Annotated in this window: 18 protein-coding genes; 9 read left to right on the top strand and 9 right to left on the bottom strand. The window is 60.8% G+C overall.

Going from position 1 to position 25817, the window contains the following annotated elements; all coding sequences use genetic code 11:
* Positions 1-65 precede the first annotated feature (65 nt).
* From J2T09_RS12870 to J2T09_RS12860, 3 genes are all read left to right on the top strand, one after another.
* Complete coding sequence (locus J2T09_RS12870; protein ID WP_306835192.1) at positions 66-254, top strand: hypothetical protein; 189 nt, start codon at positions 66-68, stop codon at positions 252-254.
* A gap of 56 nt (positions 255-310) precedes the next feature.
* Entirely contained in the window at positions 311-1519 is a 1209-nt protein-coding gene (locus J2T09_RS12865) for an acetyl-CoA C-acetyltransferase (protein WP_306835191.1), read from the top strand.
* Between the two features lie 175 nt (positions 1520-1694).
* Positions 1695-3911, top strand: a complete 2217-nt coding sequence (locus J2T09_RS12860) for a 3-hydroxyacyl-CoA dehydrogenase NAD-binding domain-containing protein (RefSeq protein WP_306835189.1) — start codon at positions 1695-1697, stop codon at positions 3909-3911.
* 333 nt (positions 3912-4244) lie between these two features.
* On the opposite strand, the gene J2T09_RS12855 is transcribed toward J2T09_RS12860, so the two are convergent.
* From J2T09_RS12855 to J2T09_RS12820, 8 genes are all read right to left on the bottom strand, one after another.
* Positions 4245-4529, bottom strand: coding sequence for a GIY-YIG nuclease family protein (locus tag J2T09_RS12855; protein ID WP_306835186.1), 285 nt, complete (start codon positions 4527-4529; stop codon positions 4245-4247).
* Positions 4530-4612: 83 nt separating this feature from the next.
* Positions 4613-6733, bottom strand: a complete 2121-nt coding sequence (locus J2T09_RS12850) for a bifunctional diguanylate cyclase/phosphodiesterase (protein WP_306835183.1) — start codon at positions 6731-6733, stop codon at positions 4613-4615.
* Positions 6734-6927: 194 nt separating this feature from the next.
* Positions 6928-9024, bottom strand: coding sequence for a DEAD/DEAH box helicase (locus J2T09_RS12845; RefSeq protein WP_306835181.1), 2097 nt, complete (start codon positions 9022-9024; stop codon positions 6928-6930).
* Between the two features lie 153 nt (positions 9025-9177).
* Entirely contained in the window at positions 9178-10461 is a 1284-nt protein-coding gene (locus J2T09_RS12840) for a cystathionine gamma-synthase family protein (protein ID WP_306835179.1), read from the bottom strand.
* A gap of 75 nt (positions 10462-10536) precedes the next feature.
* A complete protein-coding gene (locus tag J2T09_RS12835; RefSeq protein WP_306835178.1) occupies positions 10537-11256 on the bottom strand; it encodes an LrgB family protein in 720 nt (239 codons plus the stop codon).
* Positions 11253-11624: a CidA/LrgA family protein gene (locus J2T09_RS12830; protein WP_306835176.1), complete on the bottom strand. Its 372-nt coding sequence runs from the start codon at positions 11622-11624 to the stop codon at positions 11253-11255. The genes J2T09_RS12835 and J2T09_RS12830 overlap by 4 nt, the downstream gene beginning before the upstream one ends.
* A gap of 166 nt (positions 11625-11790) precedes the next feature.
* A complete protein-coding gene (locus tag J2T09_RS12825) occupies positions 11791-13062 on the bottom strand; it encodes an OpgC family protein (protein WP_306835174.1) in 1272 nt (423 codons plus the stop codon).
* 186 nt (positions 13063-13248) lie between these two features.
* Positions 13249-16764, bottom strand: coding sequence for a PAS domain-containing hybrid sensor histidine kinase/response regulator (locus J2T09_RS12820; protein ID WP_306835172.1), 3516 nt, complete (start codon positions 16762-16764; stop codon positions 13249-13251).
* Between the two features lie 197 nt (positions 16765-16961).
* On the opposite strand from J2T09_RS12820, the gene mscL reads away from it, so the two are divergent.
* From mscL to J2T09_RS12805, 3 genes are all read left to right on the top strand, one after another.
* Positions 16962-17390: a large conductance mechanosensitive channel protein MscL gene (gene mscL / locus J2T09_RS12815; protein WP_306835170.1), complete on the top strand. Its 429-nt coding sequence runs from the start codon at positions 16962-16964 to the stop codon at positions 17388-17390.
* A gap of 102 nt (positions 17391-17492) precedes the next feature.
* Positions 17493-18659, top strand: coding sequence for a pyridoxal phosphate-dependent aminotransferase (locus J2T09_RS12810; RefSeq protein WP_306835168.1), 1167 nt, complete (start codon positions 17493-17495; stop codon positions 18657-18659).
* Positions 18660-18993: 334 nt separating this feature from the next.
* Complete coding sequence (locus J2T09_RS12805; protein ID WP_306835310.1) at positions 18994-19620, top strand: sugar transferase; 627 nt, start codon at positions 18994-18996, stop codon at positions 19618-19620.
* A gap of 4 nt (positions 19621-19624) precedes the next feature.
* Here J2T09_RS12805 and J2T09_RS12800 read toward each other — a convergent pair whose 3' ends face one another.
* Positions 19625-20410: a metallophosphoesterase family protein gene (locus tag J2T09_RS12800; protein ID WP_306835166.1), complete on the bottom strand. Its 786-nt coding sequence runs from the start codon at positions 20408-20410 to the stop codon at positions 19625-19627.
* A gap of 671 nt (positions 20411-21081) precedes the next feature.
* Here J2T09_RS12800 and J2T09_RS12795 point away from each other — a divergent pair.
* The 3 genes from J2T09_RS12795 to J2T09_RS12785 all read left to right on the top strand — a co-directional run bounded on the left by J2T09_RS12795 (position 21082) and on the right by J2T09_RS12785 (position 25783).
* Positions 21082-22278 carry a polysaccharide biosynthesis/export family protein gene (locus J2T09_RS12795; RefSeq protein ID WP_306835163.1) on the top strand — a complete coding sequence of 399 codons (1197 nt, stop codon included), beginning with the start codon at positions 21082-21084 and terminating at the stop codon, positions 22276-22278.
* Between the two features lie 301 nt (positions 22279-22579).
* Entirely contained in the window at positions 22580-24835 is a 2256-nt protein-coding gene (locus J2T09_RS12790; protein WP_373458448.1) for a polysaccharide biosynthesis tyrosine autokinase, read from the top strand.
* 93 nt (positions 24836-24928) lie between these two features.
* A complete protein-coding gene (locus tag J2T09_RS12785) occupies positions 24929-25783 on the top strand; it encodes a DUF6030 family protein (protein ID WP_306835159.1) in 855 nt (284 codons plus the stop codon).
* Positions 25784-25817: the final 34 nt, after the last annotated feature.

Genomic DNA, 25817 nt, shown 5'->3' with positions numbered 1-25817 from the left:
CTTGTGGGGAGGGTTGGGGAGGGGCATTCTCGCTCGGTGTTCCTGTCTTTGATGTGGAGGCGAAAATGAAGACCGTTGTGACGCTTCAGGAAAGCGAGGGGGAGATCGTCATGCCGATCTCGGAGGAACTTCGTGCCGCAACCGGCTTCAGGATCGGCGAGCCATTGGATCTGCGGGTTGAAAATGGAAGGCTTATCGTCTTGCCGGTAACGACCCCGCCAACATCGAAAGAGCGCCCGGCGATTCAAGGCTAAGCGCGACATAAACTGAAATTGCCGGCAACCCGGTTGCCAGCCAGGGAGATGACACCATGACCGAAGTCTTCATTTACGACCACGTGCGCACGCCGCGCGGCCGCGGCAAGAAGGATGGATCCTTGCACGAAGTGCCGTCCGTTCGGCTCGCCGCCAAGACGCTGGAAGCCATCCGCGACCGCAACGGCTTGAATACGGAGACCGTCGACGACATCATCATGGGCTGTGTCGATCCGGTGATGGACAGTGGCGCCGTCATCCCCAAGGCCGCCGCTTTTGAGGCCGGCTATTCGACCAAGGCTCCGGGCATGCAGATTTCCCGTTTCTGTGCCTCCGGCCTCGACGCCATCAATTTTGGTGCGGGCAAGATTGCTGCCGGTTCGGATGACATCGTCATCGCCGGTGGCGTCGAGAGCATGTCGCGTGTCGGCATGGGCATGTCCGGCGGCGCCTGGTACATGGACCCGTCCGTCAATTTTCCGGCCTATTTCATGCCGCAGGGCGTCTCGGCCGATCTCATCGCCACAAAATACGGATTTTCCCGCGATGACGTCGATGCCTATGCCGTCGAAAGCCAGAAGCGCGCCGGCAAGGCGTGGGAGGCCGGTTATTTCAAGAACTCGGTCATTCCCGTAAAAGACCAGAACGGCATCACGATCCTCGACCGCGACGAGCACATGCGCCCGACCACGGACATGCAGGCGCTGGCCTCGCTCAACGCCTCGTTCCAGATGCCGGGTGAAATGGGCGGTTTCGAAGCCGTCGGCATTCAGGCGCATCCGGAAATCGAAAAGATCAATTACGTCCACCACGCCGGCAATTCGTCCGGCATCGTCGATGGCGCCGCCGCCGTGCTGATCGGCTCGAAGGCGGGCGGTCAGTCTCTGGGCGTGAAACCGCGTGCCCGAATCAAGGCCTTTGCCAATATCGGCTCCGATCCGGCGCTGATGCTGACCGGCCCGGTCGATGTCACCGAAAAGCTGCTTGCCCGCACCGGCATGACGATTGCCGATATCGACCTGTTCGAACTCAACGAGGCCTTTGCCGCCGTGGTTCTGCGCTACATGCAGGCCTTCGACATTTCCCACGACATCATGAACGTCAATGGCGGTGCGATTGCCATGGGCCACCCGCTCGGCGCCACCGGCGCGATGATTTTGGGGACGGTTCTGGACGAGCTGGAGCGCCGCGATATGAACACCGCTTTGGTCACACTCTGCATCGGCGCCGGCATGGGCACGGCGACGGTTATCGAGCGGGTTTGAGGAAAGGCCCCCTCATCCGCCCTTCGGGCACCTTCTCCCCGTTGGGGAGAAGAGAGGAGCAGGCAGCAAGGTCTCTGTTCCTCCTCTCCCCTTGGGGAGAGGTCGCCGAGCGAAGCGGAGGCGGGTGAGGGGGCTGCGCCACCCATAAAAATTTCAGGGAAGAGGAAATCCCGACATGAGCACCTACAAAAACTTCACCATCGAAACCGGCGCAGACGGCATCGCTCTCATCACCTGGGACATGCCGGACAAATCGATGAACGTCTTCACCGTCGAGGTGATGGACGAACTCGAAGCCCTGCTGAAACAGACGGTGGAAGACGCCGCCATCAAGGGTGTCGTTTTCACCTCCGGCAAATCCTCCTTCTCCGGCGGGGCCGATCTCACCATGATCCGCGGCATGTTCTCCATGCTGCAGGAAGCCACGGCAAAAGACCCGGAAACCGCCAAACAAAAGCTGTTCGAAGTCGCGGGCCGCATGACCTGGCTGTTTCGCGCCATCGAGACCAATGGCAAGCCCTGGGTGTCTGCCATCAACGGCACCTGCATGGGCGGCGCGTTCGAATTGTCGCTCGCCTGCCACGGCCGTGTCGCCGCCAATGGCAAGTCGGTCAAGCTGGCGCTGCCGGAAGTCAAGGTCGGCATCTTTCCGGGCGCCGGCGGCACCCAGCGCGTGTCGCGCCTCACCGATGCCCAGTCCGCCCTGCAGATGATGACGACAGGCCAGTCGCTCACCCCGCAGCGCGCTAAGGCCATGGGCCTCGTACATCAGGTGGTCGAACCGGCCGAACTGGTGAATGCCGCAAAACAGATGATCAAGGACGGACTTAAGCCCGTCGCCCCATGGGATGAAAAAGGTTTTAAAGCCCCCGGCGGTGGCGTGTGGACGCCACAGGCCGCCCAGCTCTGGCCGGCAGCTCCCGCCATCCTACGCCGCGAAACCGCCGGCAATTATCCGGGTGCGCTCGCCATCCTGAAATGCGTTTATGAAGGCCTGCAGCTTCCCTTCGATACGGCCCTGAAGGTCGAGCAGCGCTATTTCACTCAAGTTCTCGGCACGACCGAAGCGTTTTCGATGATCCGCTCGCTGTTCATCTCCATGCAGGAACTCGGTAAGGGCGCGCGTCGCCCGGCCGGTGTACCCAAAAGCGAGTTCAAGAAGATCGGCGTCGTCGGCGCCGGTTTCATGGGTGCGTCCATCGCTTATGTCACAGCCGCCGCCGGCATTCCTGTCGTGCTGATCGATCGGGATCAGGAAGCCGCGAATAAGGGCAAGGCCGTCTCTGAAAAGCTGGTGGCGGAAAGCATCTCCAAGGGCCGCCTGACCAAGGAAGAGGGCGAAAAACTGCTCTCGCTTGTCACGCCGACGCCGGATTATTCCGCGCTGTCGGATGCCGATCTGGTCATCGAAGCGGTGTTCGAGGATCGTGCGGTGAAGAAGGCGGTCATCGAACAGGTCGAAGCCGTCATCCCGGCCACCACCATCTTTGCCTCCAACACCTCCACCCTGCCGATCTCTGGGCTTGCGGAAAACTCAAAACGCCCGGACCAGTTTGTCGGCGTGCATTTCTTCTCGCCGGTCGAAAAGATGATGCTGACCGAAGTCATTCTCGGTGAAAAGACCGGCGACAAGGCACTGGCCACGGCGCTGGATTTTGTCGCCAAGATCAAGAAGACGCCCATTGTCGTCAACGACACGCGCGGTTTCTTCGTCAACCGCTGTGTCTTCCGTTATATCAACGAGGCCTATGACATGCTGGCCGAAGGCGTGCCGGCAGCGATGATCGAAAACGCCGCAAAAATGGCCGGCATGCCGGTCGGCCCGCTTTCGCTCAACGATGAGGTCGCCGTCGATCTCAGCCAGAAGATCATGAAGGCGTCTATTGCCGATCTGGGCGAGGCTTCGGTCAAACCCGGCCACATGACCCTCATCGACAAAATGGTCAACGAGCTGGACCGTCGCGGCCGCAAGAATGGCCAGGGTTTTTACGATTACCCGCCAAAACCGGCGAAAAAGTCACTCTGGCCGGGCCTGAAGGATCTTTATCCGCAGAAGCCGGCGTCCGAAGTGGATGTCACCGTGCTGAAACAGCGCTTTCTCGTGACGATCGCCTTGGAAGCGGCCCGCACGGTGGAAGAAGGCATCGTCACCGATCCGCGCGAAGCCGATGTCGGCTCCATCCTCGGTTTCGGTTTCGCTCCTTATACGGGCGGCACGCTCAGCTATATCGACGGCATGGGTGTGAAGACCTTTGTGGCGTTGGCGGAGAAGCTGGCGGCTGACTACGGCGACCATTTTGCGCCGACGCCGTTGTTGAAGGACATGGCCGCAAAAGGCGAGACGTTTTATGGACGGTTCGATCCCTATGGGAAAGTGGGGGAGGCGGCGTAAGGGTTGCCTTTCTGCGGGACGGTCGGTTCGGTCTCGCTTTGCTGCCTTTCGCGACTTGCCTTGAACGTCTCGGGGCTTGGTTGTGGATCCTCGGGTCAAGCCCGAGGATGACCAAGAATGGGGACGAGCGGGGTGCCACAAGCTACCGCTTCCTCAAGTGCAAGCGCTCTCGGAGTTTCTAATTCATTCAGGACTTCTCGGCTCGCCACAGCATCAGTTTGGGGCAACCTTATCCCTTCGCACACTTGGTCATCCTCGGGCTTGACCCGAGGATCCACAGCCCAGCCCGCCAACGGTCCACGGCCGAGGCCATCCAAAGGCCCAACGCCGCCGTCACCACAGCTCCTCATACAAATCGCGCCACTCCGGATTCAGCCCCTCGATCAACTCGATCTTCCACTGCCGATACCATCGCTTCAATGATTTCTCCCGCTGAATGGCCGTGCCGATACTGCCGTGTTCCTCATACCAGACGAGGCGCGTGCAGCCATATTTCGACGTAAAACCCGGCGAAAGCGCCTCGCGGTGTTCCCAAATGCGGCGCTCAAGATCGGAGGTCACGCCGATGTAAAGCGTGCCGCGCTTGTGGTTGGTGACGATGTAGACAAATCCCGCCATGCACGGAGAATGATACGGACGCGGAAGCCGCGCCATCCTGTCGATGAGGGGGATATTCCGCAGTCACTGCGATCCCACTCCCCTCACGCCGCACTCACCCGCACCAGTGCTGCAATATCCGCGCCGCTCATCGGCTTGCCCAGCAAAAATCCCTGCAGCTGGTCGCAGCCCGTCTGCTTCAGCGCCGCCATCTGTTCGGGTGTTTCAACGCCTTCCGCCGTCACCGGAATGTTGAGCGCATGTGCCAGCGAAATCGTTGCGGTGAGCACTTCCGAACCCTCGCGGTTTTTCAGCCCGCTCACCAGCGAACGGTCGATCTTCATCCGGTCGAAACCGAATGTGCGCAGGGCGCCGATACTGGCATAACCGCAGCCAAAGTCGTCGAGCGCGAATTTCACGCCGATCGTGCGCAGCGTCTCGATCGCCCGGCGCGCCTGATCCGGGTTGGACATCAGCACGCCCTCGGTAATTTCCAGCGTCAGCCGGTGCGGGTCGAAACCGGTCTTTTCGAGAAGCCGGATCACGTCGGCGGGAAAATTGGGGTTGCGCAGCTGGATCGGCGACACATTCACCGAAAGCGCCAGCGTTTTCCATTGTTGCGCCTGTTCGATCGCGGTTTTCAGAACCTGCATGCCCAGCTGGTCGATCAGGCCGGAACGCTCGGCGATGGGAATGAAAATTTCCGGGCTGACACGGCCGGTGATCGGCACCCATTGCGCCAGCGCCTCCACGCCCACCACGCGCCCGGCCTTGGCATCGAACAGCGGCTGATAGGCAACCTGAATTTCGCCCCGGTCCAGCGCCTTGCGCAGCCGGTCTTCCAGTTCCGCTGCCATCAGCCGGTCATTGTCGAGCTCGGCGGTAAAGGTCACCGCCTGGCCGCGTCCGCCTTCCTTGGCGGTATAAAGCGCCATGTCGGCGCGGCGCAGCAGTTCCAGCGCGTCGGGCACGTCGTTTTCAGCCGTTACCGTGCCGATACTGGCGCCGATCTCGATCGTGCGGCCGCCGATCATGAAGGGTTCGGCCACACATTCCACGATTTTCCGGGCAAGGTCTGGCGCGGTGTGCAGCGGTGTCGCCACTGCAAATTCGTCGCCGCCCAGCCGGGCAAACAGCGCGTCGGCCGGCAGTTCGTTTTTCACCCTTGCCGCCACCAGCTTGATCAGCTCGTCGCCCACCGCATGGCCCCAGGCATCGTTGACGCCCTTGAACCCGTCGAGGTCGATCAGGTGCAGCATCAGCTCCGCCTTGTCGGATGCGATTGCCCTGTCCAGCAGTTCGAGAATGCCGGCGCGGTTCAGAAGTCCGCTCAACACATCGTGGGTGGCGCGGTGGCGGGCACGGTCGGTGGAACGCTGCAGCATGCGCACCGCGAAAAACCCGGTCACCAGAACAGCCACAAGGAAAGCGGCCAGAACCAGCGCCGCCGCCAGCAGGTAGGCGTAAACAAGGCCATAGATCATCGCGCCGGGATCACGGCTTTCCCATTGCAGATAGGTCAGTGTGTTGCCGTCGGCATCTTTCAGTGGCACGGAAAGCATGTGAGGTTCGGGTGTTTCGCTGACGCTCAACTCGTCGAGGTCAAAGGTCTGTTCGATTTCGTCCAGCGTTTCTGCCGACATGAACCGGACCAGCACCAGCGTATAAAGAGGCGTGCCGGCCGCTGGCGTCCGGTTATAGGGCTGGATCATGCCGGCCGCCATGATAGCCAGTCCGTCCATGCTGCGCACGAAACTGACGACGGGCACACGGCCGGAGGTTTTGGCATGGCTGATAATGTCGGCAAGCGAGCCGCCAAAAAAATCGACAGGGTCGAATTCCTCGCCCTTCTTGTAGCTGCTCAGAATGGCCTGCTGCGGCGTGACCACGATGGCCGCGTCAAAAAGAGGGTTGTCGACCGTGCTCTTGCCCCAGGTCGTATCGGAGAATTCCTTGGCTTCGGGAGAGGTCATGTGTTCGTAACCATCGTCCCACACGGTGTTGTCGCGTGCGGTGGCGCTCAGATGTTCCTGCAGGGCGCCAATGGCTGCGGTCGCGGCATGTTTTGCCCGCGCATCATCGATACTGGTAGCCGTATTCGTCATGTCGCGCACCGAAATGGCGATCAGCACCGCCAATATGGCTGCAACAGCCAGAAAGAAGGCGGTCACCGCAATGACGACGCGAATGCGAAGCGGCAGTTTGGCAAAAAACAATGTCGACATAACACACCGATGCGAGGGGCTGGGATCTCGTCAGCTGCGCCCGTCGGACTTTTATATTATGACTATCTAAATAAGAAATTTATGTCGCATTGAGGATTATATCATTGCGGAGTGAGGGGCATGCAATGGTGCGCCTCGATCAAAAGAAAAGGCCGGGAAAAACCCGGCCCCTCGTCGATCAGCGATAACGGGCATCAGCCCCGCTTGTCGGATTTGGCGAACTTGCCGCCTTTTGGCGCGCCCTTATCAAAACTGGGCTTGTCAAAACCGGGCTTGCCGCCATCCTTGCCCTTCTTGGCAAAGGGCTTTGCGTCGCCCGCCGGCGCGTCATTGGCCTTCTTTTTCCAGGGCTTGTCCTTCGGGCCATCGCGGAACGGCTTGTCGTCGCCAAAGCGATCGGACTTTACCTTGTCGCCCTTATAACCTTCGGACTTGAAGCCATCATTGGCCTTGCCCTTGGGCTTCCAGTCCTTGCGCGGCGCATCGCCATCCTTGAAGGGCTTGTCGCCATACGGTTTGTCGCGGAAAGGCTTGTCGCCGCGTGGTCCATCCTTCTTGAAAGGTTTATCCTTCCACGGCTTGTCCATGCGCGGGCCTTCGCGCTTGGTGAAACCTTCGTCGTCCGTGCCGCGCGAAAACTTGGAAAAGTCCGGTGCGCCGTCCAGCCTGGTCACGCGGATGCCGCGCTCCATCATGCGGTCCTTGCCAAGCTTGGCCATGAAGCGCTCGGCATGGGCTTGCGAGATTTCGACAAAGGTCTCGTCGGCCTGCATCTTGATGGCGCCGATCTCGTTCTTGCTGAGATCGCCGCTCTTGCAGATGGTGGGGATCAGCCAGCGCGGTTCGGCGCGCTGCTTGCGGCCGACCGAAAGCGAGAACCAAACGGCGGGGCCAAAGTCGCCACGCGGGGTCAGCGGGCGGGAAGCCGGGTCGCCGGCCTGTCCGTCACGCGGCTTGCGCGCGCCCGGCTGCAGCGAAACTTCGCTGATGTCCTCCGGCGCGGAGTTTTTGCCGCGATACATGGAAACGAAAGCGGTCGCCAGCTTCTGCGCGTCGAAACGCTCGGTCAGCTTGGCGATCAGCGCCAGTTCGTCCTCGTCGGTCGTCACCTCGGTGAAGATCGGGTTGGCGAACAGACGTTCCTCGTCGCGCTCGATAACGGCTTCGGCGGATGGCGGGTTGGCCCAGGTCGGCTCGATCTTGGCGCCGAACAGAAGGCGCTCTGCCTTGCGGCGCTGGCTCACCGGCACGATCAGCGCGCTGATGCCCTTGGAACCGGCACGGCCGGTACGGCCCGAACGGTGCAGAAGCGTTTCCGAATTGGTCGGCAGGTCGGCATGGATAACCAGTTCAAGGCCCGGCAGGTCGATACCGCGGGCGGCAACGTCGGTCGCCACGCAAACGCGGGCGCGGCCGTCACGCATGGCCTGCAGCGCATGGGTGCGCTCGTTCTGCGTCAACTCGCCGGAAAGCGCGACGACGGAGAAATTGCGGTTGGAAAGGCGGGCTGTCAGATGGTTGACGGCAGCGCGGGTGGAGCAGAACACGATCGCATTCGGCGCTTCGTAATAACGCAGCACGTTGACGATGGCGTTTTCACGGTCCTGGTTGGTCACCAGCAGGGCGCGCTGTTCGATGTCCACATGCTGTTTCTGCTCGGCGGCCGTGGCAATGCGCACGGCATCGCGCTGGTAGCTTTTGGCGAGCTTGGCAATGGCGGCCGGCACGGTGGCGGAAAACATCAGGGTGCGGCGATCATCCGGCGCGCTTTCCAGAATGTATTCGAGATCCTCGCGGAAACCGAGGTCGAGCATCTCGTCGGCTTCGTCGAGAACGGCAACCTTGACCTCGGACATGTCCAGCGCGTTGCGGCGGATATGGTCGCAGATACGGCCCGGCGTGCCGACAACGATATGGGCGCCACGTTCCAGCGCACGGCGCTCGGAACGGATGTCCATGCCGCCGACGCAAGACGTGATGACGGCATCTGCTTCGGCATAAAGCCAGTCCAGCTCGCGCTTCACCTGCATGGCCAGTTCGCGGGTCGGTGCGATCACCAGTGCCAGCGGCGCGCCGGCGCGACCGAAGCGCTCGGCGTCGCCCAGCAATGTCGGCGCCATGGCGATGCCGAAGGCCACCGTCTTGCCGGATCCGGTCTGCGCGGAAACCAGTGCGTCGGAATTGATGAGGTTGGGATCGAGCATCGCCAGCTGAACCGGGGTCAGCGTGGTGTAGCCGCGTTTTTCCAACGCCTTGGCGATCGGCGGGATCGCGCCGTCAATTGCGGTCATGAATTACTGTCTTTCGGATTTAACGCGCCCACGTTTCCGGGGCGCCCTGGCTGCAAGGCTCGCAGCCGAACATGGGCGCGTCTCTACTGGCTTCAAGGGCAAATGTCAAAGTGCGCCCGCGCAAGGCTGCCCGTCGCGGCGGGCAGGTCTCGCTTATGCCTTATCGAGAGCAACGGTCAGATCGGCGATCAGATCGTCCGGGTGTTCGATGCCGATCGAAAGCCGGATCGTGCTTTCCAGGACCCCGATCCGCTGGCGCACATCCGCCGGCACGCCGGAATGCGTCATCGTCGCCGGATGGCTGGCGAGCGATTCCGTGCCGCCAAGGCTCACCGCCAGCTTGAAGATCGAAAGCGCGTTGAGGAAACGGAAGGAAGCCGGCTGTCCGCCCTTGATGTCGAAGGAGAATGTCGAGCCCGCACCGCTGCACTGGCGCGCAAACACCTTTCCGGTCGGCGATTGCGGATCGTGATAGGGCAGGTAATGGATGCTTTCGACCGCCTGATGGCTTTTGAGGAAATCCGCGACGGCCTTCGCATTGGCATTGGCCTTTTCCATGCGGATCGACAGGGTTTCAAGCGAACGCCCGAGCATCCAGCAAGAATGCGGATCGAGCTGCGTGCCGATCGCGCCGCGCAGTGCCTTCACCGGCTTCATCACTGCCTTCGAACCGAGTGCGGCTCCTGCAATCAGGTCGGAATGGCCGCCGACATATTTGGTCAGCGAATAGACGGAAATATCGGCGCCATGTTCGATCGGCCGCTGGAAAACCGGGCCGAGCAGCGTGTTGTCGCAGACCACGATCGGCGTGTGACCTTGGCTCGCGCCAATGGCATCGGCGGTGCGCCGCATCAGCGCCACATCCACAAGACTGTTTGTCGGATTGGCCGGAGTTTCGATCAGGATCACCGACACGCGACCCTTGGCCACCGCCGCCTTGGCGGCAGCGGTAACGGAAGCCTCGTCGACGCCATCGGAAAAGCCCACTGCCGCGACATCCAGCTCAGCGAATTTTCTGGCCAGCAGCGTTTCGGTACCGCCGTAAAGCGGCTGCGAATGCAATATGCAGTCACCGGGTTTCACGAAGGCCAGCAATGTGGTGGCGATTGCCGACATGCCGGAGGAAAACAGCGCGCCGCTTTCCGTGCGCTCGTAAACCGCCAGCCTGTCCTCGACGATCTCGCTATTGGGGTGGTTGAAACGGGAATAGACGAGGCCGGCGGCCGTGCCTTCCGGCGGTTCCTTGCGGCCGGAGACGTAATCGAAGAAATCGCGGCCTTCTTCCGCCGATTTGAACACGAAGGTGGAGGTGAGGAAAACCGGCGGTTTGACCGCGCCCTCCGAAAGTTCGGGGTCGTAACCGTAATTCAGCATCTGCGTTTCGGGGTGAAGCGCGTGATTGCCGATATGCGTCTTCGAGGGATGCGGTTTGGTCATCGACCTGCTCCTGTCTTCGCGATGGAGAAGAAGATAACGCCGCAGGCCTCGCCGCCAAGTGGTGTGAGCGCCGCTTCAGGGCATCAGAAACGACGCGGCCAGCGGCACCACCACAGAGGTCGCCACCGCATTGAGCGCCATGGCGATGCCGGCAAAAAGACCGGCCGTGGCATCCACCTCATAAGCGCGGGCGGTGCCGATTCCATGCGAGGTCAGGCCTGCCGCAAAACCGCGCGCCGCATAGTCGCGAATGCGCATCAGGTTCATGAACGGCGTCACGATGACCGCGCCGATAATGCCGGTCAGGATCACCAGCACCGCCGTCAGCGATGCATTGCCGCCCATGTCGGAAGAGATGGCCATGGCAACGCCGGCTGTCGCGGATTTCGGCAGGAAGGAAATCATCACCTCCTGCGACAGGCCGAAGGCGCGGCCAAGCACCACGACCGAAGCCACCGCCGCAAGCGAGCCGATCACAAGGGCGGCGATGATCGGCAGCAGCAGCTTTTTCACACTCTCCCAGTTGCGAAAGAGCGGCACGGCGATCGCCACCGTCGCCGGCCCAAGCAGGAAATGCACGAACTGCGCACCGGCAAAAAATGTCTCGTAGGGAATGCCGAGAGCCGTCATCACCAGCGACAGGAACATCACGGAAATGAGCACCGGATTGGCCAGAGGGTGTCGTTTCAGCCTTTGCGAAATTCCGGTAGCAGCGATCCATGTGCAGACTGTCAGCGTCAACCAGATCAGCGGCGAGGTCGACAGATAGACCCAGAGTTCGACCGGGCTTCTCATCGGCCCGCTCCGCTTCGTGCGATCAGTTTCCGAACGCCGATGAAGGTCCACACGGTAATCGCCAGCGTGAAGATCGCCGAGAGCACCAGAACAGCAATGATCGCGGTTGCCTGGTTTTGCACCACGCCCCACAGCGCCACCACCCCAACGCCGGCGGGCACGAACATCAGGCCAAGATTGGAAAGCATCGTATCGGCGACCGCCTCGATGCGCGGATATTTCGTGTGGCCGAAACGGCGGCCGGCCTGCATGACGGCAAACAGCAGCACGATGCCGACCACGGGGCCGGGAACAGGCAATCGTGTCAGGAAGACGAGGCTTTCGCCGAGGAGCTGGAAAAGAAGAAGGGCTGCGATACCGCGTAACATGGGGTCTCCGGTCGCGGAAAGAGGGGTGGCCCAAGACCTCTACCGCATGCATTCGCCGCCGTCACCGGGCTTGGCTGCCGCCGTCTTCGCAAAGGGGCAAGAACGCACCCAACAAAAAAGGGCGACCTGTCGCCAGGCCGCCCTTTCAAACGCATGGATGTATCGTTCAGGCCGTGCGCGGACGCGTAGCCGGTACGCTGGCCTTGGCGGTTGCCTTGGCCGCAACGACGGTCTGGCCATTCGGGCCGCGTGGTGCCGGCGCATTGTCCTCGGCGGTGCCGAAAAACTTGTCGCGTTCGCGCCACAGGGCGGGCAGGGCCAGAAGCGCCACGCCGACCACGGCGATCATCGCCTTGGTGAACTGCGACAGTTCCGGCGAACGACCGTCGAAATAATAGACGGCGTAAACGATGGCGACGTGCCAGACATAAACATGCAGCGAATGGCGGCCGAGAAGCTGCAGGAAGCGGATCGAGAACACCCAGACCAGCGCATTGGCGATCTTGCGAACCCAGACTGCCGGATGTTTCGGGCCGGCAATCAGCATCCAGGTCATCAGCGAGGCGGCAGCCATGAAGTTCAGGAGGTAAACCACGCTGAAATCGGTACGGATTTCCAGGCTCGCGAACTTGGCAGCCAGTTCCGGCGGCATCCAGCCATAAGCGGTCATGATCCGCAGCGGCAGGAAGAACAGGCAGACGGACACGGCAGCCAGCGGAATGAACGAGTTTTCCGGCGAAAAGATCTTTGTCCACGGAATGCGGTTGAGCGAGGTCAGCGCGCCGAGAACCAGAGCCGAATAGAACACGATCTGCCAGCCGAACAGGTTGAACGAGGTGCGCATGCCCTGATCGTCCGGTCGCATCAGGAAGGTGTTGATCGGGTCGGTGATCAGCTTCTGAACACCGATCTGACCGGCCATCCAGACGATCAGCGAACCGATCATCACATAGGCCCACTTGCCGTCGATCACCAGCTTCACCAGCATCGGCGCAAAGATCATGTAGACGATATATTGCGGCAGGATGTCCATGAAAGTCGGCTGGAACAGGAATGTCGCAATCGCCGCCAGACGCATCGGGTCGTCGAAGGTCGTGTAACCCAGCCAGTTATACCAGACATAATAGGCGCCCGGCAGAACCATCTGCGCGGCAAGTGCCACGAGCACGATGCCCATGGCATAACGGTAAAGCTCGAAGGCGCGCGAATAGATGGCCGCACGACCGGCTTCATAACCGTGTTTGGCCATCTTGCGCACATAAACCATGCCGATCAGCAGGCCGGACAGGAAGACGAAGCCCTGTGCGTCCTCAACAAAGGCAAGCTGGTTATGGTTAATTTTGACCAGCCAGTAGCCGCCGGCAAAAACCAGGTGGTTGATGAGCATGAAAACGAGGAAGTACCCCCGCAATCCATCAATAATCTCAAAGCGTTTCATCGGTCGCGTTCTCCGTCTTTCAGGTGCCGAACGCGGGCGCGATCGATGCCTTGGTGCCTCTGCGGGCCGGTGGAAGATACGCGCCTAAACGCGGCAAAAAGGCGTGCGGTTCCAAACATGGGCCAATTTTGCAACCCACACGCGATCAACAAGGGATCAGGGAAATGTGTGTTTCAGATTGGGAACCTATTCGGCCGCGGTGCGACGATGACTGGCGATCTGGGAAATATAGGCGCGAAGAGCCGCCGGTTTGACGGGCTTGTGCTGCAATCCCAGGCCGTGTTTTTTTGTCTCGGCGCGAACCTCCTGGCTGCGGTCGGCGGTAATGATAAGGGCGGGAACATCGGTTTCGAATCGTGCTCTCAGCCCGAGAATTGCCGCAATCCCGGTTCCGTCGTCAAGGTGATAATCGGCGATCACGAGATCGGGAATGGGCGTGACGCCGGTGCTGTGGAAATCCTCGGCCAGCGCCTCCGCTTCCGCCTTGGAGGAAGCCTGCAAAACCGTGCAACCCCAGCCGGAAATCAGGATCGCCATGCCGGCCAGAATACGTGGGTCGTTGTCGATGCAAAGAACGGTGATGCCGGAAAGCGATTGCGGGGCAAGCGAGACGGGCAGGGCGGCAGGCTGCCTTGCCGCCTCCGCCTTTGGCAAGGTCACGCGAAAAATCGTGCCGCGGCCGGGGGCAGACACGATCTCGACCGGATGCGACAATACCCGCGAAATACGGTCGACGATGGAAAGGCCGAGGCCGAGCCCGCTTGCTGTGCGAGCCCCTTCATCCAGCCGGGTGAATTCTTCGAAGATCGCCTCGAAACTGGCCTTCGGGATGCCGATGCCGCTGTCGGCCACTTCGATCACCACATCCTCGCCACGTCGACGTACCCCCACCAGAACCTTGCCGGACACCGTGTATTTGATGGCGTTGGAAACAAGGTTCTGCACCAGTCTTCGCAACAGATTGGCGTCGGAGCGAACGCTGAGCGAGGTCGGCATCACTTTGAAGGTCAGGTGCTTCTCCCGCGCCAGCGGTGCAAAATCGGTCTCGATCCGGTGCAGAAGGTCGCCGAGTGAAACGGTTGCTAGCTGCGGTTTCATGGCGCCGGTATCGAGCCGCGAGATGTCGAGCACCGCGCCGAGAATGGCTTCGACCGATTCCAGTGCGGAATCGATATTGCCGACCAGTTCGCTGTTTTCCGATTGCCCGAGCCTTCCGACCAGCGCCGAGGAATAAAGCCGGGCGGCATTAAGCGGCTGCAGGATATCGTGGCCGGCGGCGGCAAAAAACCGGGTTTTTCCCAGATTGGCATCATCGGCGGCGGCACGTGCGGCGGCCAGTTCGCCGTTCACCTGCGTCAGTTCGGCGGTGCGCTCGCTTACCCGCAGTTCCAGCGTCTCGTTGGCCTCCTGCAATGCGCGGGCTGCCGAAACACGATCGGTAATATCGGTGAAGGTGGCGACGAACCCGTTGTCCGGCATGGCGTTGGACCGCACCTCGATAATGCGTTTTCGTTTGCCGAGCGACAGCGAGAAGGGGATGTCGAGTGTCTTGAAACGGGCGATCAGCGCCGCCTTGCCGGCAGCATCGAGATCGCCACGGGCCACAAGAGTGGAGACGAGATCGGAGAGCGGATAACCGACCTGTCCCGCTTCTTCTGGCAGGTCGAGCAGCGTTCGAAAACGCCGGTTCCACACCGTCAGCCGACCGAGACTGTCAAACACGGCAATGCCCTGGTCCATCTTGGACAACGCCGTTTGCAGCATGTCCTGATTGTGCTGCAGGGCTTCGCTGGCCTGATCGAGCAGCCACGCGGTGTCCGGCCCGGCCCCCTCGGCTTTCTGCAAAACCAGCGAGAGGACAAGACGGGCGGAAGCCGAGCCGATCGCGCTGCCGAGCAGCTGTTCGGAAAAATGGATCACGGCCATGTCGGCGGCGTCCGCATCGGCAAGCTTTCGCCCGGTCGAGCGTTCATGGCTGGCAAAGGAACGGCGCATGCGTTCCTCGCCAAGGTAACGGCCGATCGTCGCCTTCAGCGTGCCGACCGTCACCGCCGTTTTCCAGCCACGGCTGACCAGTTGTGAGCGTGGCTGGCGGCGCACGAACACGCCGGCCTGCACGCGTTCCAGCGGCCGCGGATTGCGCGACAGGGAGCCGAGCACGAAAGCCGTGAGGTTGAGGAGAAGGCTGAGCGTGACGGCATTGACGAGAGGATCGGCACCCGGGCCGGAAAAGATCCCGGTGCCGGGAAACAGGAAATTCAGAACGGCGGATGCCACATGGGCATTGTCCGGTCCGCCAAGGCTCGGCACGAACAGCAGATAGGCCCATGCGAAAAAGCCGGCCAGCATGCCGGCAATGGCGCCACGCGCATTGGCGCGGTGCCACCAGAGACCGACCAGCACCGCCGGCGCCATCTGGGCGATCGCGGCAAAGGACAATAGGCCGATAGAAGCGAGGCCCGATTGACCGTCCGACATGCGGTAATAGACGTAACCGAGGATCAGCACGGCAAAGATCGCCATGCGCCTTATCGTCAGCAGCAGCGGTGCAAAATCGGCACGCTGGTCGTCGGAGCCGATCAGGCGGCGGCGCAGAAAAACCGGCATGACGATATCGTTCGACACCATGATCGACAGCGCCACGGATTCGACGATCACCATGGCGGTGGCGGCGGAAAAACCGCCGATGAAGACGATCAGCGACACCGCCGGCATATGCTGGGTGAGCGGCAGAAGCAGAAGGTAGAGGTCGGAATCGCCACTTCCCCCGAGCAGGATCAGGCCGGCTGCCGCCACCGGCAGCACGAACAGGTTGATGGCGATCAGGTAAAGCGGCAGCAGCCAGCCGGCCATGCGCAATTCCCGCATCGTGCGGTTTTCGACGACAGTGACGTGGAACTGCCGCGGCAGCAGGATGATGGCAAAGACCGACAGCACGATCAGCACCACCCAGCGGCTCGTCGGTATGCGGTAATCCATCGAGGCCGTTACCATCGGGTGATTGCTGGCCTGCCGGAAAAGGTCGGCGGGTCCATCGAACAGGAAAAACAGCACCGCCACGCCTGCCGTGAAAAACGCCACCAGTTTCACCAGCGATTCCGCCCCGATCGCCAGGATAAGTCCGTCCTGATGTTCGGTGGCGTCGGTGTGGCGTGTGCCGAACATTACGGCAAAACAGGCCATCATCAGCGTCACGATCAGCGCCAGATCGAGGAAGCCGGGCGAAAGGTCGGCGGCGGCCCCGAAACCTGAAGGATCGAGCATGGCGGCGACCGAACTGGACACGGCGCGCAGTTGCAGCGCGATATAGGGGATGACGCCGACGAGAGAGATGACGGCGACGATCAGCGCCACCGTCTGGTTCTTGCCGTAGCGGGCGGCGACGAAGTCGGCCACTGATACCAATCGCTCGGCCTTGGCGATCTCGATGATGCGACGGATGATCGGCAGGCCGATGGTAAAGGCGATGATCGGGCCGATATAGATGCCGGCAAATTCCAGCCCGTGACCTGCCGCCAGCCCCACCCCGCCGAAATAGGTCCAGGAGGTGCAATAGACGGCAAGGCTCAAGGCATAGACGAGCGGTCGCCCGTTGCGGCTCACGCCAAGGCTTGCGCTGCGGCGGTCGCCATAGGTGGCAACCGCGAACAGCAGCAGAATATAGGCACATGCCGATAGCAAAATGGCCCAGCCTGGAAGCATTTTTCCTCCGCGACCGGGCATGCCGGTCGTCCTCCGGGAAGAAGTCTAGGGGAAAAGCGGACGCTTGAAAATCAGCGGCTTCTCGTCAAAAAGTTGAAGATGACCGGATCAGGCCCGATTACCGGGTCGCGGCCTTTTCAGTATTTCCGAATGCGCTATGTTGCGTTTCAGGGTGGAACATACACAGAGGGTCAAACATGTCTTTCGTCAGCGAATTTCGCTCCTTCATCGCCAAGGGTAACGTCGTCGATCTCGCGGTCGGTATCATCATCGGTGGCGCCTTCACCGGCATCGTCAACTCGCTCGTCAATGACGTCGTCATGCCGGTGGTCAGCGTCGTGGTCGGTGGTATCGATTTCTCGAACTATTTCTTTCCGCTCAACTCAGCCGTCACCGCAACGACGCTGGATGCCGCCAAGGAACAGGGCGCCGTTTTTGCCTATGGCAAGTTCCTGACTGTCATCATCAACTTCCTCATCCTCGCCTGGATCATCTTCCTGATGGTGAAGGGCGTGAACAAGCTGCGTGCGCAGGAAGAAAAGAAGCCGGTCGAGGCTGCACCGGCACCGCCGCCGGCCGATATCGCGCTTCTGTCGGAAATCCGCGATCTCCTGAAGAACCGCTGATCGGCAACGCTTCACATAATTCAATAGAAAGCCGACGGATTCTCATGGGATTCGTCGGCAAACTTGCGTTATGAAATCTCCAAACGGGAGAATTGATAACGCATGACCATCCTTGAAAGCCTGAGCAGCCGTGCCCTTTCCGCTCCCCCGAGCGGCATTATCGAAGTCGTCCAATATGCGCGCGGTCGCGAAGGCCTGATCCCGCTCTGGGCAGGCGAGGGCGATCTGCCAAGCCCCGATTTCATCAACAAGGCGGCCAGCGACGCCCTGATGGCCGGCGAAACGTTTTACACATGGCAGCGCGGCATTCCGGAAATGCGCGAGGCGCTTGCCGATTTTTACCGTCGTCATTTTCAGGTCTCGCTGCCGATCGACCATTTTTCGGTCACCAGTTCCGGCATGCATGCAATCACGCTCTGCGTTCAAGCGGTGACAGCACCCGGCGACGAACTGATCTATCTGACGCCGACATGGCCGAATATCGTTTCCGCTGTCGGTATCGGTGGTGCGACGCCGGTTCCTCTGGAGCTTGATTTTGTCGATGGCGGCTTCAAGGTCGATATCAACAAGCTGGAAGCGCTGATCACGCCACGCACCAAGGCGCTATTCATCAATACGCCGTCAAACCCGACCGGCTGGACAGCCACGAAGCAGGATCTCGCCGATATCCTTTTCGTCGCCCGCAAGCACGACCTGTGGATCATCGCCGACGAGATTTATGCGCTCTACCATTATGCGGGTGGCCGCGCGCCGTCCTTCTTCGACGTGATGGAAGAGGGCGATCGTATTCTGTTCGCCAATTCCTTCTCGAAGAACTGGTCGATGACCGGCTGGCGTGTCGGCTGGATCGTCGGACCTGCCGAAATCGGCAATGTCATCGGCAACCTCATCCAGTATTCCAGCTCCGGTCTGGCGCAGTTCATGCAGCGTGGTGCGGTCGTGGCGCTCAATCAGGGTGACGACTTCGTGCGGAAAAATATCGAGCGCGCCACCATCTCGCGTGACATTCTCTGCGACACGCTGATCTCCACCAACCGGGTGGAAACCCGTAAACCCGATGGCGCGCTTTACGCCTTCCTGAAGGTCGACGGCATCACCGACAGCCGCGCCGCCGCCTTCGATATCGTCGACAAGACGCTGGTGGGCCTGGCGCCCGGCACGGCGTTCGGTCCGGGCGGGGCGCCTTTCCTGCGTGCGTGCTTCCTGCGCGATCCGAACCAGATCCGCGAGGCGGCCGGCCGTCTGGCGGACTACATTCTCAAGCTCTGAGAACGCGATAAAGACACGGTTGGCGGCGCCCCCGCCAGCCGTATTTCTACGCAAAGATGAGTTTCGCTCATCAAGCCTTGAAAAGCTGCCGCACTGCAACATGTACCATCGCTGATCGTTTCGTTGCGTCATTAACCATTCGTTGATGATGCGCATTGAGGATCGGCAATTTCCTGGGCTACCCAAGGTGCCAGGCAAATTTGACTGTATGTGTTGAACAGATGCGGGTGATGACGTGACGGGATCGGGACGCCAGTTAGACGCAATTCGCGTGGCAGCGGAACAGCAGAAACCATTTCCTTTCAATATCGAGGATTATGGCGCCGCCAGCGTGATGCGAAGGGTGAGCCATTCGCGTGCGCACCTCGCCGCCAAGCGTGCTGTCGATATTTCCGTCTCCTTGATGGCGTTGATTGCGCTCGCCCCGCTGCTCTTGGCGGTTGCCGTTCTGATCAAGCTCGACAGCCCCGGTCCGGTGCTTTTCCGCCAGACCCGCTGGGGCAAGGATTGCAGCAAGATCCGGGTCTACAAGTTCCGCTCCATGCGCACCGACCTGGGGGATTCCACCGGCGTTGCCCAGACGGTCAAGAACGATCCGCGCATCACCAAGATCGGCGCCATCCTGCGCAAGACCAATATCGACGAGCTGCCGCAACTCCTAAACGTGCTGAAGGGCGACATGTCGCTGGTCGGTCCGCGCTGCCACGCGATCGGCATGCTGGCCGCCGGCATTCCCTACGAGGATCTGGTGCCGGATTATCATCGTCGCCACATGGTCAAGCCGGGCATGACGGGCCTCGCCCAGATGCGCGGCCTGCGCGGTCCCACCGATCGTCCCGGCAAGGCACGTGCCCGCATCGCCTGCGATCTGCATTATATCGACAAGTTTTCCGTCTGGTTCGATATCCGCATCATGGTCGGCACCGTCGTGTCCGAACTGCGGGGCGGCAAGGGTTTTTAACGCTTCAGATGATGCTCGCCTTGCCGTCGACGATCTTCAGGACGGCAAGATGGCCGCTGTAATAGGCGCCGGTATCGATGCTGATCCGTCCGGCGGCGAATTCTGGTTTCTCGACCGGCGTGTGGCCGTGGATGACGATTTTCGGCAGCATCGGCCCCTTTGAGAGAAACGGCTGACGGATCCACATCAGGTCCTCGTCACGCTGCTCTTCCAGCGGCACTTCCGGGCGAATGCCCGCATGTACGAAAACATAATCGCCCACTTCCAGCATGACCGGCAGGTTTTCCAGCAGCTCGACATGATGCGCCGGCACGATGTCCTTCAGGATCGAACGCATGAGAGCCGGATCTCCCCCACTGCGGCTGACCAGATGTTCGGCATCCATGCCGTAGGACAACAGCGTCTGGCGGCCGCCGAATTCCAGCCAGCGGTCGATCTGGTTCGGATCGCGGAGGAACTGCAGAAAGACATCGTCGTGGTTGCCGCAGAGCGGAACGCGTCGCAGCGTCGTGTCCGTTGGCCGTGCCAGATGTTCCAGAACGGCTGCGGATCGCGGGCCGCGATCGACGTAATCGCCCAGCAGGATCGTCAGGCCCTGCTTTTCGTATTGTCTTGCATCCGACTTGATCCGTCGCTCGGCATCCAGCAACTGGTCCATACAGCCATGCACGTCTCCAACCGCATAAAGAGGGTAGGCCGGTCCCGGCTGGCCGAGCGTAAAACGCCGCCGCGGCGGCGTAGCCTGTGTCGGCCCGCCCTGCCGGAAGAACCGTTGCAGGAGAGATTTCATGCGGTCATGCTTTTCCAAAAAACACCGGCCGCCATCCGCGACCTGTGTGCGAGTTGCCTTATCTCCCGAAAGAAGCATGATGCCTTCTCGGTTTCGCGTCCACTCGCTTCTGCGCATCATCCACTCAATAAGTCGAGACCGATCCGCCGGATAAGCTGAAGCGGGCCTCAAACACCTGCCGTACTTTTGGGTGTCGAGGCGGGGGGGCGGCTTATCCACATGCGCGCATCCCGGCGTTGCAGTGCCGCGAGCGGAGATCTTTAAAGCATCTGAATTCAACCAGCGCGGGAAATGGGGCGGGCCTATCTTGATGTCGCCACGCTGACGCCATGATTGCATCCTGTGCGGGTCCCGATATGACAAGTGCTAATAATCGTTGATTGATGATGTGTCATCGAAAAAGATTCAATTTTAACAAAGCGACTGCCCGTTCAGGCGGGCGTTGACTTTAAGCCTCTGTTTACCATGTTCTAGCCGAACTGCTTCAAAAAAGCTCAATGCAATCAATGGTGGTTAATGGGCGTTAATCGGCTGTGATACAAACGCCACACAGAGATTGCCAGATGACTCGCAGGAGTAGCGTTTCGGACGTGCCGCTGTGGTGCGTCCGACGTTTTTTGACTATTGCATTGCAGCATATGTCTGCACGACTGAAGGAGATCCGAGTGATCATGCGTTGCTCCGTAATGCTGCTGACAGTAACCGCCCTGGGTTTGGCCGGTTGCACGGCACTCCCGAATTCCGGCCCGTTGTCGGAGGCGGTCGAGTCCCAGGCCTCAGTCAAGGTCACCTCAGCCTCCAAGGCCAAGACGGCCGGTATCGATTATGCACTGGTCGACCTCAACAAGACGCTGCTGGCTTATGTGGGTGATACGGTCACGCCATCCTTTGCGAGCGGTTTCGGCACGGGCCGCGGTGGCGCTCCCAACCTGCCGCTCGGTGTTGGCGATGTCGTGCAGGTCACGGTATTCGAATCCCAGTCCGGTGGTCTCTTCATTCCGGCCGATGCCGGCAGCCGTTCCGGCAATTTCGTTTCGCTGCCGAACTACACGATCGGCCGCGACGGCATGATCAGCGTGCCTTATGCCGGTCGTATCCGCGCCAATGGCCGCACGGTCGAGCAGGTTCAGCGCGAGATCGAGGAAAAACTCGCCAACCGCGCCATCGAGCCGCAGGCGATCATCACCAAGATCAACAGCCGTTCCGCACAGGTTGCCGTTCTCGGCGACGTCAACGAACCGACCAAGATCGAATTGACGGAAGCGGGCGACCGTATTCTCGACGTCGTTTCGCAGGCGGGCGGTCTGAGCGTGCCGGGTGAAGAAACCTATATCACGCTCCAGCGCGGTAGCCGCACCGGCAAGGTCTATTACGAGGATCTGGTCAAGAACCCGCGCGAAAACATCTTCGTTGCGCCGGGCGATACGATCGTCGTCAAGCGCGAGCGCCGCACCTATCTGGCATTCGGTGCTTCGGGTCTCAATGGCCGCTTCAACTTCGAAGAGTCGTCGCTCACATTGGGCGAAGCGCTCGGACAGGCCGGTGGTCTTCTTGATCAACGTGCCGATCCGCAGCAGGTTCTTCTTTATCGCACCGTCAGCCGCGATCTTCTGGTCAAGCTTGGTGTCGATACGTCCCGCTTCAAGGGCCAGACTGTGCCTGTGATCTTCCGCGCCAACCTGCGCGATCCGGCCATGTTCTTCGCGGTCCAGAAGTTCCCGATGCAGGACAAGGATATTCTTTACGTGACGAATTCGAAGTCCGTTGAGCTGACCAAGTTCCTGGATATCCTGAACAACGTCACGTCGACCGCTTCGGGTGTCAGCAACGACGCTCTGGATACGCGCAACGCGATCCGCGACCTCTAAGAGTGGTTCCTTCGGGAGGTGCATCAGTACCTCCCGAGGTTTCGAATAGGATTGCTTTCGTCTAAAACTTGATCATTGTCCGATCATGTGCCACGTTTTGCCGGCAGGTCGAAATCCGATCGTTCCATAAAAAAGCCTTGGGAGGAGGTTGGAACGGTCATCGGGCGCTTGCTCGATACTCGACAGCCGTGCGCCCCGCCCTATTTCTGCCGCGGGCACCCGAAGTGCTTAACGTTTCGCTCCCGACGTCGAGGTCAAGAATTTGCAACTGTATAATAGGGACTTGCCGAGTGGTGCCTTGCTGGAAAAGCTGAGTGCACCTCCTGTCCGTCGCCAGTTGATCGATGTCGAAGCCATCATGGGCATCGCGCGACGTCAATGGGTGGTCGTGGCTCTCTGCGCCACTGTCGGCGCCATGTTCGGCATTGCCTATGTGATGACCGCAACGCCGCTTTATACGGCTGGCACCAGCGTCATGATCGATCGCGGCGATACCAGTCAGGTCGTCGCCCAGCTTTCCACCGCAGGCCCCGCGCCGGGTGAAGAAGAGGCAATGATCGTCAGCCAGATCGCGCTTCTGCAAAGCCAGGCGGTCATCGGTGCCGTGGTCGACAAGCTCGACCTTACCAACGATCCCGAATTCGTCGGCACCCCCTCGGCTGTCGCCACGGTCAAGAACGGCATCAAGTCGCTGATCAGCCTCACCGGCCTCTATTCTCCGAAGGAAGCGCAGGCCGACACCGCCGCCCGCCGTCAGGCCGCGATCGAGCAGGTCGGCCGCGGCATGACTGTTGCACGTGCCGGCCGAAGCTATGTGATCGGCGTCGCCTACACCTCGCCGTCGCCAGCCCTGTCGGCCCGCGTCGCCAACGCCATCGGTGACGCCTATCTCGACGACAAGCTGGAGAGCCGCTACGAGGCGACCCGCCGCGCCGGCAGCTGGTTGGAAGGCCGCATTGCCGAACTGCGCCAGAAGGCGCTGGAGGCCGATCTCGCCGTCCAGAAATTCCGCGCCGAGCACGGTCTTGTTTCCGCCGGTCAGACACTGATGTCCGACCAGCAGCTGACCGAACTCAACAGCGCTCTCATCGTCGCCCAGTCGGAAACTGCGCAGGCGCGCGCCAAGCACGAGCGCATCCAGAAGATCCTCGATGCCGGCCAGAGCGACGCGATCGTCAACGACGTGCTCGACAGCTCCATCTCCAATGACCTCCGCCAAAAGTATCTCGAAGCGGCCAAGACCGAAGCCGACATTTCCGCGCGTCTCGGCACCGACCACGTTCAGGCCGTGCGCCTGCGCGGCGAAATGGCGGAATACCGTCGCCAGATGTTCGAGGAACTGAGCCGCATCGCCCAGAGCTATCAGAGCGAGCTGGAAGTGGCGCAGGCGCGCGAAAAGAGCCTGCAGGAAAGCGTCGAAAAGGCGATGGGCGTCACCTTCAGCGCCAATGAGACGCAGGTACAGCTGCGCGAACTCGAGCGCGAGGCCGATACTTACAAGAACCTCTACCAGAACTTTCTGCAGAAACACCAGGAAGCCCTGCAGCAGCAGAGTTTCCCTCTCACCGAAGCCCGCGTCATCACCAAGGCGACCGAGCCGGACAGGGCAAGCCATCCGAAGAAGCTGATCATGCTTCTGGCCTTCTGTTTCCTCGGCGGCGCAGCGGGCGCCGGTATCGGTGCATTCCGCGAATTCCGCGACCGGTTCTTCCGAACCGGCGATCAGGTGCGCGATGTGCTCGATCTCGAATTCATCGGCACCGCGCCGATGATCGACGAAAGCGCCGGCAAGGTGGCGGGCGTGCAGGCCGGACAAAGCCCAAGGGCGCTGCGCAAGAGCAATGTCGCCTCCAACTATGTCATCGATCACCCGCTGTCGTCCTTTGCCGAAACGCTGCGCAGCGCAAAAATCGCCGCTGACCTGACGCTGGCCGGCAAGGACTGCAAGATCATCGGCATCGTTTCGACCCTGCCGGGCGAGGGTAAGTCGACCACGGCGATCAATTTCGCCGAGCTTCTGGCCAGCCAGGGCGCCCGCACCGTGCTGATCGACGGCGATTTACGCAATCCCGGTGCCACACGCGCCATCGGCCTGCATGCCGAAGAGGGTATTCTCGAAGCGATCCTGGAAAAGAAGCCGGTCGGTGATCTGCTGCTCTACAATCCGCAGACCAAGCTCGCCTTCCTGCCGGCGGTGATCAAGCGCCGCGTACCGCATTCGGCCGAACTGATCGGGTCGCTGGCCATGCGCGATATTTTGACCAGCCTGTCGGCGGAAGCGGATTACATCATCGTCGACCTGCCGCCGCTCGGCGCCGTGGTCGATGCCCGCGCGGCCGCCAACCGTGTCGACAGCTTCATCTATGTCGTCGAATGGGGCAAGACCGCCCGCCGCGCCGTGCGCCAGACTATCGGCAACGAACCGCAGGTGCGCGACAAGACGCTTGGTGTCATCCTCAACAAGGTCGACCACGAGAAGATGAAGCTCTACCGGACCTATGGATCAAGCGAATATTATTATTCGCGCTATTCCGAGTATTATCAGGAAAACAAGTGATTTTTCCCCGGGGGGCGGTGTTTGGGTATGCGGCGGTGCCTGTGCTGAGGTGGGGCACGACACCGGACGCAATCGGCAGGATATGGCCCCGTCATGGTGCAGGATAAGGACGACAATGATCGGCGGCCGGAGGGGCTGATGCCCGCCAACGAGGCTGAGCGTTATCCGCAGCGGCATCCCGGCCGGCGTATCGTCATGATGTTGTTCGTCTGCATCGCCATCTGCGCCGTCAGTGTTCCCGTGCTGCTCGCCAATAACGGCCGCAATCTCGACATGCTGGGCGAGCGCCTCGGCCTGCCGCTCTCCGATTGGTGGCGCGGCAAAACCGAACGCGTGGCCCTGCCGGAGCCGCCGAAACCATCAGGTCAGCCGGCACCGGACAGCAATACGGCAGCGGCTGCCCGGCGTCACATACCGGCACCGGCGCTTGCCAGTCCCGCATCGCCTCTGCTCCGCCCCGCAGCCGTCTGGCAACCCGAGGAAAGCTGCAACACGCTGCAGCCGGGTGTGACGGGTGAAAAGCCGGTATTCCTCGCCGCACCGGATGGACGCTCGGAATGCACGGTGCTGATTGCGCTGAGCGAGGCCGAAAAGGCGAGTTCGCTGTTCCTGCAGGTCAGGTCGTCCGGCGGCAATGTCGACAGCTTTCGCATGAAGCTCAATTTCGGCGAGGACGGCAAGACGGAAGAACTTGTCGAGAGGGCCGACGACATGGCACAGCACATCCTGGTACCGATCAGCGACGACGATCGTGCCTATCTGGTTGCCAAGATGACGGAACGTCAGGCGTTTCGCACCGAGATCGGTGATTACCGCATGAGTTTTCGCGCTGAGGGCAACGACACGTCGCGTTTCAATTTCATCGCCGTGTCAAAGGTCAAGGAGCCGGCTGTGACGGTGCAGGATGAAAACAATCCTGACGCGGCGCCGGAGAACGCTCAGCCTTGAAGGCGTGGACCGTTTTGACGGTTCAAAAAATGAA

The sequence above is a fragment of the Neorhizobium huautlense genome (assembly GCF_030811685.1).
In the GTDB taxonomy this organism is placed as follows: domain Bacteria; phylum Pseudomonadota; class Alphaproteobacteria; order Rhizobiales; family Rhizobiaceae; genus Neorhizobium; species Neorhizobium huautlense_A.
The sequence above is the reverse complement of the archived record's forward strand: the minus strand, read 5'-3'. Positions and strand labels throughout refer to the sequence as shown.

What these genes read in the sequence shown, in the direction of transcription:
- J2T09_RS12870 (WP_306835192.1), top strand. Translation starts at nt 66, where the DNA reads ATGAAGACCGTTGTGACGCTTCAGGAAAGCGAGGGGGAGATCGTCATG.
- J2T09_RS12865 (WP_306835191.1), top strand. Translation starts at nt 311, where the DNA reads ATGACCGAAGTCTTCATTTACGACCACGTGCGCACGCCGCGCGGCCGC.
- J2T09_RS12860 (WP_306835189.1), top strand. Translation starts at nt 1,695, where the DNA reads ATGAGCACCTACAAAAACTTCACCATCGAAACCGGCGCAGACGGCATC.
- J2T09_RS12855 (WP_306835186.1), bottom strand. Translation starts at nt 4,529, where the DNA reads ATGGCGGGATTTGTCTACATCGTCACCAACCACAAGCGCGGCACGCTT.
- J2T09_RS12850 (WP_306835183.1), bottom strand. Translation starts at nt 6,733, where the DNA reads ATGTCGACATTGTTTTTTGCCAAACTGCCGCTTCGCATTCGCGTCGTC.
- J2T09_RS12845 (WP_306835181.1), bottom strand. Translation starts at nt 9,024, where the DNA reads ATGACCGCAATTGACGGCGCGATCCCGCCGATCGCCAAGGCGTTGGAA.
- J2T09_RS12840 (WP_306835179.1), bottom strand. Translation starts at nt 10,461, where the DNA reads ATGACCAAACCGCATCCCTCGAAGACGCATATCGGCAATCACGCGCTT.
- J2T09_RS12835 (WP_306835178.1), bottom strand. Translation starts at nt 11,256, where the DNA reads ATGAGAAGCCCGGTCGAACTCTGGGTCTATCTGTCGACCTCGCCGCTG.
- J2T09_RS12830 (WP_306835176.1), bottom strand. Translation starts at nt 11,624, where the DNA reads ATGTTACGCGGTATCGCAGCCCTTCTTCTTTTCCAGCTCCTCGGCGAA.
- J2T09_RS12825 (WP_306835174.1), bottom strand. Translation starts at nt 13,062, where the DNA reads ATGAAACGCTTTGAGATTATTGATGGATTGCGGGGGTACTTCCTCGTT.
- J2T09_RS12820 (WP_306835172.1), bottom strand. Translation starts at nt 16,764, where the DNA reads ATGCTTCCAGGCTGGGCCATTTTGCTATCGGCATGTGCCTATATTCTG.
- mscL (WP_306835170.1), top strand. Translation starts at nt 16,962, where the DNA reads ATGTCTTTCGTCAGCGAATTTCGCTCCTTCATCGCCAAGGGTAACGTC.
- J2T09_RS12810 (WP_306835168.1), top strand. Translation starts at nt 17,493, where the DNA reads ATGACCATCCTTGAAAGCCTGAGCAGCCGTGCCCTTTCCGCTCCCCCG.
- J2T09_RS12805 (WP_306835310.1), top strand. Translation starts at nt 18,994, where the DNA reads ATGCGAAGGGTGAGCCATTCGCGTGCGCACCTCGCCGCCAAGCGTGCT.
- J2T09_RS12800 (WP_306835166.1), bottom strand. Translation starts at nt 20,410, where the DNA reads ATGAAATCTCTCCTGCAACGGTTCTTCCGGCAGGGCGGGCCGACACAG.
- J2T09_RS12795 (WP_306835163.1), top strand. Translation starts at nt 21,082, where the DNA reads ATGCGTTGCTCCGTAATGCTGCTGACAGTAACCGCCCTGGGTTTGGCC.
- J2T09_RS12785 (WP_306835159.1), top strand. Translation starts at nt 24,929, where the DNA reads ATGGTGCAGGATAAGGACGACAATGATCGGCGGCCGGAGGGGCTGATG.